Origin of the sequence: Agathobacter rectalis ATCC 33656 (genome assembly GCF_000020605.1) — a bacterium.
Lineage (GTDB): Bacteria > Bacillota > Clostridia > Lachnospirales > Lachnospiraceae > Roseburia > Roseburia rectalis.
The window spans coordinates 2123157-2136204 of the sequence record NC_012781.1 but is presented as its reverse complement, the minus strand read 5'-3'; the positions used below and the strand labels follow the sequence as shown (position 1 = coordinate 2136204).

The following is a 13048-nucleotide window of genomic DNA, read 5'->3' as shown; positions in this document are numbered from 1 at the left end:
GAGCTTGTGACATATGAAGGAATGGAACATATGGAAGAACAGGATATAAAGGAAGCAAAAAGAGCAAGAAACTTCATATGGATGGCGGCCTGTGATTATGACATAGAGCCGCTTTTTCTGGCATTTGCACCTGATGGATCCGCTGATATTTATCTGAATCTGATTATTGGGCTTGAATACAAGTGGTATGAGCATGACAAGATAGATGCTTTATTCAATCAGCTGACAGGAAAAAACGCTACGTTGTATGAGGGTCTTTTATGGATAGGTTTGGAAAATGTCCTGTATGAAAAGGAGAGACAAACGAGGCCTGCCTTATATGATTTAAGGCTTGAGTACGCGAAAAAGAGCCTTGCAGGAGTCAATAAAAACAGGGAGTATTCGAGGATTGATATAATCAGAAATGCACATTGCAGAAGGATACTTGGAAAACCATCAGGTCTTTGCAAAGAGGATGAAGAGATACTGCATGCTTTTTGTTTTACACCTGATATGACAACGGATGAGATTATAGAAAAAACGAGAGAAAATCTGTGGAAGTATTTCTCGTATAAGCCGATAAAGGTGGTAAAGCCGCAGGGCATATATTTCTTGCAGAAGGTAGCAGGGGCATTTCACTCAATAGGAAAAGTCAGCACACAGTATGTCAGAGCGAATAGCTTTTATGATAAAAATATGGCCTCGGACACAGCAGCTTTGTCTATGGAGCATTCAAAGAGATATCTGTTGCAGTTTGCATTGCAGAAAGATCCAATAGAAGCAAAGCGGTATGTGACAGCCTGCTTTGGAAAAAGCATGTATTCTGACAGGCAGCAGGCCGAGATGGAGAAAAAGCTCTGTGTAGGAAATCACAAAAACTGTCACTTGCTTTTTACCAGAGGTATTTCATCGGAGAAAAAGCAGACTGTACCTGATGAGATTGACAACAAAAGAGAGCGCAGGGAAATTCTTGCATTTAAAAAAGAGACAGCCATGCAATATGACAAGAATAAAGAGCATTTTGAAAAAAACATGGCAGTGTATCAAAACAGTATAAGGAGACTTACAGAAAGCCTTAGAATGCACCTGGAGACAGCAGATGAGACATTTATGGATGCTTCAACACACGGCCGTATAAAGCCTTCGAGAGTATGGAAGGCGCTGTATTTGGACAATCCGCGTGTTTTTGAGCGAAAAGATGAGGTGGAGACGCCGGGCTTTTCTGTCGACATACTGATGGATGCGTCTTCTTCCAGAAAACAGATGCAGCAGAAGATAGCAGCACAGGCATATGTACTGTCAAAGAGTCTGACTAATTGTGGCATACCGGTGCAGATTTACTCATATTGCAGCATAAGAGGCTACACGGTGATGCATATTTTTAAGGAATATGATGATTATGGTGTGGAGGATGAGTTGTTTCATTTTGTTGCGGCAGGAAATAACAGGGATGGCCTTGCTCTGCGCGCGGCATCACATCTGATGGAGCTAAGTCCAAAGCCAAAGAAGTTACTTTTCATGTTTTCGGATGCAAGTCCCCAGGATGATCAGATAGCAGGGGAGGGAGCCTTTTATAAGGACAGGGAGTACACTGATGCTCTTGCTGTTAAGGACACCGTAAATGAGGTGCAGAGGCTTAAAAACCATGGAATAGACGTAATTGGCATCTTCATGGGAAGTGCGCATGACAGTGAGCTTGCAACAAAGATATTCGGCAGAAGTCTCGTGAAGATAAAGAGTATCAACGAGTTTGCCGATGCTGTCGGACGAGTGTTAAATGAGATACTGAACTAGCATTTTAATTAAAAGTACAATAAATTTAAAGCAATGGAGATAACAAATGAAAGCAATATTATTTGATTTGGACGGAACGCTGATTGACTCATCAGAGGGCATCACAAAGTCGGCACAATATGCACTTTCACACTTTGGCATAGATGAGCCTGACAGAAACAGTCTGTTTTTCTTTATAGGACCGCCGCTCATAAACACATTTATGGAGCATTACGGATTTACTAAGGAGAGAGCACTTGAAGCGGTCGAAAAGTACAGAGAGCGCTATAACAAAATAGGTATATTTGAATGTTCGCTTTTTCCAGGAGTAAAGGAATGCATAGAGGCGCTTAAAGCAGCCGGCTATAGGATAGGACTTGCATCATCGAAGCCGGAAAAATCGTGTGAGCGTATTTTGGAGCATTTTGGAATACTGGATATGTTTGATGAGGTGGTCGGAGCTACGTTTGACGGCAGGATAGATACAAAGGAAGAAGTACTTAACGAGGTGATGCGCCGGTGGTCAGACATTCCAAGGGATGAGATGTGTTTAATCGGAGATACTATGTTTGATATCGAGGGAGCAAATCGTGTCGATGTGCCAAGCATAGCGGTAAGCTTTGGCTTCGGCGATGTTAACGAGATGGTGAGTGCAGGAGCGAAAGCTGTGATAGATGATTTAAGGCAGCTTCTGGATGTACTTTCCAAGCTTTTCGATTAGCTTTTATGAAAATGCAATGCATTGAGACCTAAGGTTATAAACAGTAGATAGGAATGGGATTTCATGAATAAGAATTTAAAATTAAGAGCGATAGTGTGGGAGATAATTGTCCCGATTGTGCTTTACTACATTGTTTTTCTGAGCGCAATGTACTTTATTTTTGCGTTCATCGGACACACAGCTTCGACATACATGATAGCGCAGATAATATCTGCGGCAATTACAATACCATTTATGTATTTTGCAAGCTATAAGCCGACACAGCAGATGTTTGTTAAAAAACCAAAGATAGACAGGGTACTTTTTATAAATGTGCTCTGGGTGATTGTGATTACACTTTTTATTTCATTTGCGCTCAATAATATCATCACAATGTCACCGCTTATCGGGCTCTCAGAAGGATATGCCAGGGCGAATGAGAGCTTTTATGCAAGCACTCTTGTAATTGAGCTGATTGGCTCGGCAATTCTTTCTCCGATTATGGAGGAGCTTGTTTTCAGAGGCATTGTATTTGGAAATATGCGCAAAATAATGAATGTGCCACAGGCGGTATTTTTGTCGGCGCTTTTGTTTGGGCTCATTCATTTTAATATAGTGCAGTTTGTCTATGCTTTTTTACTTGGCCTTGTGCTTGCAGCTTTCATGTATAAGTCAGGGCATGTGTATGCGGCTATGATTGGTCATATTACCGCAAATGCGTTTGCTGTTATAAGGACAGAGACCGGTATTTTGAAGTGGACTGTTGATGGCAGTGTAATGGCATGGGTGGTATCTGTCATGTGCCTTGGTGTTGGTGCTGTGATATTTTATTATTATGCGAAGCACACAGAAGGAACTGTTTAGCATGGACCAAAACGGAGTGCACACAAAGTACAAGTATCGTGCAGTTTTACGAATATGAGCAATGCGATTTAGGATAGTTACTGGATGTTTATAAAAATCAGCTATACAATAAAAAGTGTAGCTGATTTTTTTATGATATAAGACATGAAAAGCTACGGTAACACATGCACAATTCAGACACAATTTGTTATTAGGACGTTTTTTAACATAAGTTATTGAAAAAAGTTTTGGAATTTTAAAAAGTAAATTGTACGTATAACCTTATAAAAAAGATAATAATACGGCTATAGTCAGAAAAATAACTTTATAATATTAAGTTATCAAATAATCAGACAATAGCAAGAAAAAAACTATTTACATTGAGCTTTCATAGTTGTAAAATCATAAACAGGAAATGATTCACTTCTTAATAAGTTATCCGTTAACAAATTTACACTAGGAAAGGAAGAACCTATGAGTAAACAATGGAATGAAAGCACAGCCACAGCTAAGGGATTATATGATCCTCGCTACGAGCATGATAACTGTGGAATTGGTGCAGTAGTAAATATCAAAGGTATCAAAACACATGAGACAGTCGAGAATGCTTTAAAGATTGTTGAGAACTTAAAGCACAGAGCCGGAAAAGACGCTGATGGTAAGACCGGAGACGGTGTAGGAATCCTGCTTCAGATTTCTCATAAGTTTTTTAAGAAGGTTACAAAGCCACTTGGAATAGAGCTTGGAGACGAGAGAGATTACGGTGTGGGAATGTTTTTCTTCCCTAATGATGAGTTCAAGACTATTCAGGCAAAGAAGATGCTTGAGGTTATCGTGGAGAAGGAAGGCCTTGAATTTCTCGGATGGAGAGAAGTGCCTACAGAGCCTGATAAGCTTTCTAAAAAAGCCAGAGACTGTATGCCATGCATCATGCAGTGCTTTGTAAAGAGACCTGAGGATGTTGAGAGAGGACTTGAGTTTGACAGAAAGCTTTATGTTGCAAGACGTGTTTTCGAGCAGTCAAACGACAATACATATGTGGTTTCCTTCTCAAGCAGAACAATAGTATATAAGGGAATGTTCCTTGTAGAGCAGCTCAGACAGTTCTTCATGGATTTACAGGATCCTGATTATGAGTCAGCAATCGCCACAGTACATTCAAGATTCTCTACAAATACAAACCCAAGCTGGGAGAGATCTCATCCAAACAGATTTATCGTACACAATGGTGAGATTAACACTATTCTTGGAAACTCTGACAAGATGTCAGCCCGTGAGGAGAACATGGAGTCTCCAAAGCTTAAAAAAGAGTTCCAGAAGGTTTTGCCTGTTATCAATGCGGCAGGATCTGACTCAGCAATGCTTGATAATGCGCTTGAATTCCTGGTAATGAGTGGTATGGAGCTTCCACTTGCCGTTATGATAATGATTCCTGAGCCATGGGCAAACAATTCAATCATGACTCAGAAGAAGAAGGATTTCTACCAGTATTACGCTACAATGATGGAGCCATGGGATGGTCCGGCTTCAATCGTATTTTCAGATGGTGATTTAGTCGGAGCAGTGCTTGACAGAAACGGACTTCGTCCATCACGTTACTATGTGACAGATGATGATTATCTTATCCTTTCATCTGAGGTCGGAGTGCTTGAGATTGACCCTACAAAGATTGTGAAAAAGGATCGTCTCCGTCCGGGAAAGATGCTCCTTGTGGATACTGTTGCAGGAAAAATCATAGATGATGATGAGCTCAAGGAGAGATATGCAGACAAGCAGCCTTATGGTGAGTGGATTGACAGATACATGGTAAATCTTAAGGATTTAAAGATTCCTAACCAGAGAGTACCTGAGTATACAAAGGAAGAGCGCCAGAGAATGCAGAGAGCCTTCGGTTACACATATGAGTCACTCAAGGATTCAATCCTTCCGATGGCTAAAAATGGTGTTGAGGGCACAGCAGCAATGGGTACTGATACACCGCTTGCAGCTTTATCCGGTAACAGGGAGCCGTTATTCAACTATTTTAAGCAGCGCTTCGCACAGGTAACAAACCCGCCTATCGATTCAATCCGTGAGGAGGTTGTCACATCAACCACACTCTATATCGGTGAGGCCGGAAACGTGCTTGAGGAAAAGCCGGAAAACTGCCGTGTACTTAAGATTAACAATCCAATCCTTACAAACACCGACCTTATGAAGATTAAGAATTTAAAGGCCGATGGCTTTAAGGTAGAGGTTTTACCTATTATATATTACAAGAACACAAGTCTTGAGAAAGCTGTAGACAGACTTTATATAGAGGCTGACCGTGCATACAGGGACGGAGCCAACATTATTATCCTTTCAGACAGGGGTGTTGATGAGAACCACGTTGCAATTCCTTCACTGCTTGCAGTTGCTGCATTGCAGCAGTATCTTGTAAAGACAAAAAAGAGAACATCTCTTTCTCTCATTCTTGAGTCAGGAGAGCCGAGAGAGGTTCATCATTTTGCTACACTGCTTGGCTTTGGTGCAAGTGCAATCAACCCTTATCTGGCACAGGATACAGTTAAGCAGCTTGTTGACGAGCATATGCTTGACAAGGATTATTATGCAGCAATCGATGATTACAACCATGCAATCATCACAGGTATTGTAAAAATTGCAGCAAAGATGGGTATTTCAACCATCCAGTCATATCAGGGCTCAAAGATTTTTGAGGCAATCGGTATTGACAAGAGTGTTATTGATAAGTATTTCACAAATACAGTAAGCCGTATCGGTGGAATTACATTACAGGATATCGAGAACGATGTGAATGAGCTTCACTCTGCGGCCTACGATCCGCTCGGACTTGAGACAGATGTTACACTTGACAGCAAGGGAAGACACAAGATGAGAAGCGGAGCTGATGACCATCTGTACAATCCGGCTACAATCCATCTTCTCCAGCAGTCGACACAGCGCGGTGACTACAATCTGTTCAAGCAGTACACAGCACTTGTGGATGAGGAAGAGAAAAATACAAACATCCGTGGACTCATGGATTTCAACTATCCTAAGAAGGGGGTCAAGCTCGAGGAGGTTGAGAGCGTTGACTCAATTGTGACACGTTTCAAGACAGGTGCTATGTCATACGGATCTATTTCCAAGGAAGCACATGAGACACTTGCAATTGCCATGAACTATCTGCACGGAAAATCAAATACCGGCGAGGGTGGAGAGGACAAGGATCGTCTCACAATCGGAAAAGACGGAAAGAACCGCTGTTCAGCAATCAAGCAGGTTGCTTCAGGACGTTTTGGTGTCACAAGCAGATACTTAACAAGCGCACAGGAGATTCAGATTAAGATGGCACAGGGCGCTAAGCCGGGCGAGGGTGGACACTTACCTGGAAAGAAGGTTTATCCTTGGATTGCAAAGACAAGACTTTCAACACCGGGTGTTGCACTCATCTCTCCACCACCACACCACGATATTTATTCTATCGAGGATTTGGAGCAGCTTATATTCGACTTAAAGAATGCAAACAGAGATGCAAGAATCTCAGTCAAGCTCGTTTCTGAGGCCGGTGTAGGAACTGTTGCGGCAGGCGTTGCAAAGGCCGGAGCACAGGTAGTGCTTATCTCAGGCTACGACGGAGGAACAGGAGCCGCACCTAGCAGCTCAATCCACAATGCGGGACTTCCATGGGAGCTTGGACTTGCAGAGACACACCAGACTCTTCTTATGAATGGTCTTAGAAATAAAGTAAGAATTGAGACAGACGGTAAGCTGATGAGTGGCCGTGATGTGGCAATAGCAGCGTGTCTTGGAGCCGAGGAATTCGGTTTTGCGACAGCTCCGCTTGTAACAATGGGCTGCGTAATGATGAGAGTATGTAACTTGGATACATGTCCGGCAGGAATTGCTACACAAAACCCTGAGCTTCGTAAGCGCTTTGCAGGAAAGCCGGAGTACGTTGAGAACTTCATGCGTTTCATCGCTGAAGAGCTTCGTGAGTATATGGCAAAGCTTGGCGTAAAGACAGTGGATGAGCTCGTTGGACGTGGAGATCTCTTAAAGAAGCGTGATAATCTAAGCGAGAGACAGTCAAAGATTGACCTTGACTGCATACTTAATAATCCGTTTGACGGCAAAAAGCAGAGTGTTATATTCGATCCTAAGCAGGTATATGACTTTGAGCTTTCAAAGACAAAGGATATGACTGAGATCATGACACAGCTTAAGAGCGCACTTGAGAGCGGACAAAAGCGCGCGATTGAGATTGAGGTAACAAATACAAACAGATCTCTCGGAACAATATTTGGTTCTGAGATTACAAAGAAATATGACGATACGCTGGATGAAGACACTTTTGTTATCAAGTGTAACGGTGCAGGCGGACAGAGCTTTGGAGCATTTATCCCTAAGGGACTTACACTTGAGCTTGTCGGAGATTCAAATGATTACTTCGGAAAGGGTCTTTCAGGTGGAAAGCTCATCGTATATCCACCTGCAGGAGTCAAGTTTGAGAAGGATGATAATATCATCATCGGAAACGTAGCACTTTACGGAGCTACAAGCGGTAAGGCCTTCATAAACGGTGTTGCCGGTGAGCGTTTCTGCGTAAGAAATTCCGGTGCAACAGCAGTAGTTGAGGGTGTCGGCGATCATGGCTGTGAGTACATGACAGGTGGCCGCGTAGTTATCCTTGGAAAGACCGGAAAAAACTTTGCAGCAGGTATGAGCGGTGGAATAGCATATGTGCTTGATGAGGACAATGACCTTTACATGAGAACCAACAAGCAGATGGTATTTACTGAGGAGGTCTCAAACAAGTACGATGTATTAGAGCTTAAGGAAATGATAAAAGAGCATGTAACACTTACAAACTCAGAAAAGGGTAAGGAAATCCTTGATCATTTCAGTGAGTATCTTCCTAAGTTCAAGAAGGTTATTCCTTACGATTACAACCGTATGCAGATGGCTATTGTACAGATGGAAGAAAAGGGTCTTAACGCAGAGCAGGCACAGATTGAGGCATTTTATGCCAGCACAAGAGGCTAAGGAGGACGCAGATAATGGGAAAACCAACAGGATTTATGGAATATGACAGATGCGAAGCAGCGTCTGTAGAGCCAAAGGAGCGTATTAAGAACTTTAACGAGTTCCATGTGTTCCTTTCAAAAGAAAATCAACAGAAACAGGCTGCCCGTTGTATGGACTGCGGAGTTCCTTTCTGCCAGTCGGGAATGACAATAGCAGGCATGACATCAGGCTGTCCTCTGCACAACCTGGTTCCGGAGTGGAACGACCTTGTATACACCGGCAACTGGGAGCAGGCATATAATCGTCTGCACAAGACCAATAATTTCCCTGAGTTTACATCAAGAGTCTGCCCGGCATTGTGCGAGAAGGCATGTACATGCGGACACTGGGGCAGTCCGGTGTCAGTCAGGGACAATGAGCATGGTATAATAGAGACTGCATATGCAAACGGATATGCAGCTCCAAAGCCACCAAAGGTCAGAACCGGCAAGAAGGTGGCAATCATTGGTTCGGGTCCTTCAGGACTTGCGGCAGCAGACCAGCTTAACCAGAGAGGCCATGATGTTACAGTATATGAGAGAGAGGACCGCGTCGGTGGCCTGCTCATGTATGGTATTCCAAATATGAAGCTTGATAAGAGCATTATTGACAGAAAAGTTAATATAATGAAGGAAGAGGGCATTCATTTTGTCACAGGCTGTGATGTCGGAAAGGATATAAAGCCGGCAGAGCTTTACAAGAAGTATGACAGGGTAATCCTTTGCTGTGGTGCTAAAAATCCAAGAGACATAAAGGCAGACGGAAGAGATGCAAAGGGTATTTACTTTGCTGTTGATTACCTTACCCAGAATACAAAGAGTCTTTTGAACTCTAACCTGACAGATGGCAAGTTTGTATCTGCAAAGGGCAAAAATGTAGTCATTATCGGTGGCGGTGACACAGGAAACGACTGTGTCGGAACTGCAATCCGTCAGGGCGCCAAATCAGTCACACAGCTTGAGATGATGCCTTGTCCGCCTACAGAGCGTGCCGCAAACAATCCGTGGCCACAGTGGCCGAAGGTCTTAAAGACAGACTACGGCCAGGAGGAAGCCATTGCGGTATTCGGACATGATCCACGTACCTACAAGACAACCGTAAAAGAGTTCCACAAGGACAAAAACGGCAACCTAAAGGAGCTTACAATTGTAAGTCTTGAGAGTAAAAAGGACGAGAAGACAGGCAGGTTCATGATGGTTCCGGTAGAGGGATCAGAGAAAAAGCTTCCGGCAGAGCTTGTGCTTATAGCAGCAGGCTTCCTTGGAACAGAAAGCTATGTGGCAAAGGCATTTGGTGTAGAGCTCAATGCCAGAACAAACGTAAGTACACAGGAGGGACATTACGCTACAAACGTAAAAAACGTATACGTGGCAGGTGATAACCACCGTGGACAGTCCCTTGTAGTATGGGCTATCAGAGAGGGACGTGAGGCTGCCAGAGAGGTTGATGAGAGTCTCATGGGATATTCATATCTCTCAGTACAGTAACAAATTATTATAGCAATTCTTCTTAATAAATTTTATTTCATACATTTTATAGCAAAATCCCGGTGCATTGCACCGGGATTTTTGACATACAAAATTATTGCTTTCTAGAGGTATTGGTACTGTGGATAAACTGATTGAAATTTGATTTATAAGATGTTAAGATAGCAGTGTTTGACATGATAATAAAGATATTAGGAGCAGCAAATGAGTAAAACAGTATTTTTTGACATAGACGGAACAATATGGGACGATGACATGGTAATTCCTGAAAGCACCCTAGAGGCTGTGGCAGCCCTCAAGGCAAACGGACATCTGGCATTTATATGTACAGGACGTGCCAGAGCCAGTGTGAGGTCAGAGAAGCTATTAAATATGGGTTTTGATGGAATAATTGCGGCATGTGGCAACTATATTGAAATGGATGGCAAAGTAATATACGAAAATGACCTGAGCGCAGATATGGTACAAAAGGTCATAAGGGTGCTTTCTGAGTGTAAAATGCCTGTAGTGCTTGAGGGCTCCACAGACTATTGGATAGATGACGAGGGCTTTGAGGATGATCCGTATGTGGATTACCTTTTTGAGTCACTTGGTGAGCATGCACATATAATAAGAGGATATGACGGCGAAATAAGAATTAATAAATTCTCCGCTGACGTGATAGATGGTACTGATTATGAGCGTGTGAAGGCAGAGTTTGCCGATGATTTTCTGATACTTGAGCATGTGGAAAATGTCGTGGAGTTTGTGCCGAAAGGAACCTCAAAGGCAACCGGCATCAAATGGCTGTGCAATCATCTGGATATCCCGCTTGATGAAACATACGCGATAGGCGACAGTGTAAATGACCTTGAAATGCTTGAGAGTGTAGGACATGGAATCGCGATGGGCAACTCAATGCCACCGGTTAAAGAAATTGCGGAATATGTCACATCGGATATTTCAGATGATGGAGTGAAAAATGCGTTAAAGCATTACGGATTGATATAGAAAATGTAAAATAAATATTAAAATGAAATATCACTGTTGACATTGAAATGCAATAGTGATATTTTATTTACAGAAAGAAATTAGCACTCGAAAGAAATGAGTGCTAACAGAGATAAAAGGAGGCAATACAATGAAATTAGTTCCATTATCAGACAGAGTAGTATTAAAGCAGTTAGAAGCAGAGGAAACAACAAAATCGGGAATCATCCTTACAAGTTCAGCACAGGAGAAGCCACAGGAGGCTGAGGTTATCGCAGTAGGACCTGGCGGAATGGTTGACGGCAAGGAAGTTAAGATGCAGGTAACAGTCGGACAGAAGGTTATTTATTCTAAATACGCAGGCACAGAGGTTAAGCTTGACGGAGAAGAGTACATCATCGTTAGACAGAATGATATTCTTGCAGTAGTAGAGTAAGATTAATTTACGGATAGAAGCTAAAGATCCGGTACGTTTTACATATCTGGTCATAGCTGCTTACATTTTGGAATTAAATATCAAATATATAAATAGAAAGGTCGTATAAATCATGGCAAAGGAAATTAAATATGGCTCAGAAGCCAGAGCAGCACTTGGAGCTGGAGTAGATAAATTAGCAAATACAGTCAGAGTAACACTTGGACCAAAAGGAAGAAACGTAGTACTTGACAAATCATACGGTGCACCACTCATCACAAACGATGGTGTTACAATCGCAAAAGAGGTTGAGCTTGAGGATGCTTTCGAGAACATGGGAGCACAGCTTGTCAAGGAAGTTGCCACAAAGACAAATGATGTAGCAGGAGACGGAACAACAACAGCTACAGTTCTTACACAGGCAATGGTTCAGGAAGGAATGAAGAACCTTGAGGCAGGAGCAAACCCAATCGTGCTTCGTCGTGGTATGAAGAAGGCTACAGACAAAGCTGTTGAGGCACTTAAGGATATGAGCCAGAAAGTAAAAGGCAAAGAGCAGATCGCTAAGGTTGCAGCTATCTCAGCAGGAGATGAGGAAGTTGGTAATCTCGTAGCAGACGCTATGGAAAAGGTTACAAACGATGGTGTTATCACAATTGAAGAGTCAAAGACAATGCAGACAGAGCTTGACCTTGTAGAAGGTATGCAGTTCGACAGAGGATACCTCTCAGCATATATGTGCACAGATATGGACAAGATGGAAGCAGTACTTGATGATCCGTATATCCTTATTACTGACAAGAAGATTTCTAACATCCAGGATATTCTTCCATTACTTGAGAAGATTGTTCAGGCCGGTGCAAGACTTCTTATCATCGCTGAGGATGTTGAGGGCGAGGCTCTTACAACACTTATCGTTAATAAGCTTCGTGGTACATTCAATGTAGTAGCTGTAAAGGCTCCTGGATATGGTGACAGAAGAAAAGCAATGCTTGAGGATATTGCAATCCTTACAGGTGGTCAGGTGATCAGCTCTGATCTTGGACTTGAGCTCAAGGATACAACAATCGATATGCTTGGCCGTGCTAAGTCAGTTAAGGTTCAGAAGGAGAACACAGTCATCGTTGATGGTGCCGGAGACAAGGATGCTATCGCAGGCAGAGTAAGCCAGATCCGTGGTCAGATTGATGAGACAACATCTGAGTTTGATAAAGAAAAATTACAGGAGCGTCTTGCCAAGATGGCAGGCGGTGTAGCAGTTATCCGTGTAGGTGCTGCAACAGAGACAGAGATGAAAGAGGCAAAGCTTCGTATGGAGGATGCCCTTAACGCTACAAGAGCAGCAGTTGAAGAGGGAATCATCGCAGGTGGTGGATCAGCATATATCCATGCATCAAAGAAGGTTGCAGAGCTTGTTGATACACTTGAGGGCGATGAGAAGACAGGTGCAAAGGTTATCCTTAAAGCACTCGAGGCTCCACTTTACTATATCGCTGCAAATGCAGGACTTGAAGGTGCAGTAATCATCAACAAGGTAAAGGAGTCAGCTCCTGGAACCGGCTTCAACGCAGCTACAGAAGAGTATGTAGATATGGTTGATAACGGAATCCTTGATCCTGTAAAGGTTACAAGAAGTGCATTACAGAATGCAACATCAGTAGCTTCAACACTCCTCACAACAGAGTCAGCAGTAGCTACAATCAAAGAGGACACTCCAGCAATGCCAGCCGGAGCCGGCGCCGGAATGGGCATGATGTAATCGTAGACAATGAGGAAAAAAGAAACCCGTGGTCACACTCGTGTGAACCGCGGGTTTTCTTTTTGACGAATGTC

The 13048-nt window shown here is 42.8% G+C and carries 8 protein-coding genes; all 8 read left to right on the top strand.

The features are described from left to right. Positions 1 to 30: 30 nt before the first annotated feature. The 8 genes from EUBREC_RS10280 to groL all read left to right on the top strand — a co-directional run bounded on the left by EUBREC_RS10280 (position 31) and on the right by groL (position 12974). Entirely contained in the window at positions 31 to 1773 is a 1743-nt protein-coding gene (locus EUBREC_RS10280) for a vWA domain-containing protein (protein ID WP_041254129.1), read from the top strand. Positions 1774 to 1819: 46 nt separating this feature from the next. Next, on the top strand, positions 1820 to 2473 hold the full coding sequence (locus tag EUBREC_RS10275; RefSeq protein WP_012743110.1) for an HAD hydrolase-like protein: 654 nt from the start codon (positions 1820 to 1822) through the stop codon (positions 2471 to 2473). Positions 2474 to 2536: 63 nt separating this feature from the next. Then, positions 2537 to 3316, top strand: a complete 780-nt coding sequence (locus EUBREC_RS10270; protein WP_012743109.1) for a CPBP family intramembrane glutamic endopeptidase — start codon at positions 2537 to 2539, stop codon at positions 3314 to 3316. A gap of 453 nt (positions 3317 to 3769) precedes the next feature. Next, positions 3770 to 8323, top strand: coding sequence for a glutamate synthase large subunit (gene gltB, locus EUBREC_RS10265; RefSeq protein ID WP_012743108.1), 4554 nt, complete (start codon positions 3770 to 3772; stop codon positions 8321 to 8323). Positions 8324 to 8337: 14 nt separating this feature from the next. Next, positions 8338 to 9831 (top strand): glutamate synthase subunit beta, encoded by a 1494-nt coding sequence (locus EUBREC_RS10260; protein WP_012743107.1) that lies wholly within the window; start codon positions 8338 to 8340, stop codon positions 9829 to 9831. A gap of 204 nt (positions 9832 to 10035) precedes the next feature. After that, a complete protein-coding gene (locus tag EUBREC_RS10255) occupies positions 10036 to 10821 on the top strand; it encodes a Cof-type HAD-IIB family hydrolase (RefSeq protein WP_012743106.1) in 786 nt (261 codons plus the stop codon). A 130-nt stretch (positions 10822 to 10951) separates the two neighbouring features. Continuing rightward, positions 10952 to 11236, top strand: a complete 285-nt coding sequence (locus tag EUBREC_RS10250; protein WP_015516725.1) for a co-chaperone GroES — start codon at positions 10952 to 10954, stop codon at positions 11234 to 11236. Positions 11237 to 11348: 112 nt separating this feature from the next. Further along, complete coding sequence (groL, locus tag EUBREC_RS10245) at positions 11349 to 12974, top strand: chaperonin GroEL (RefSeq protein WP_012743104.1); 1626 nt, start codon at positions 11349 to 11351, stop codon at positions 12972 to 12974. The last annotated feature ends 74 nt before the right edge of the window (positions 12975 to 13048 follow it).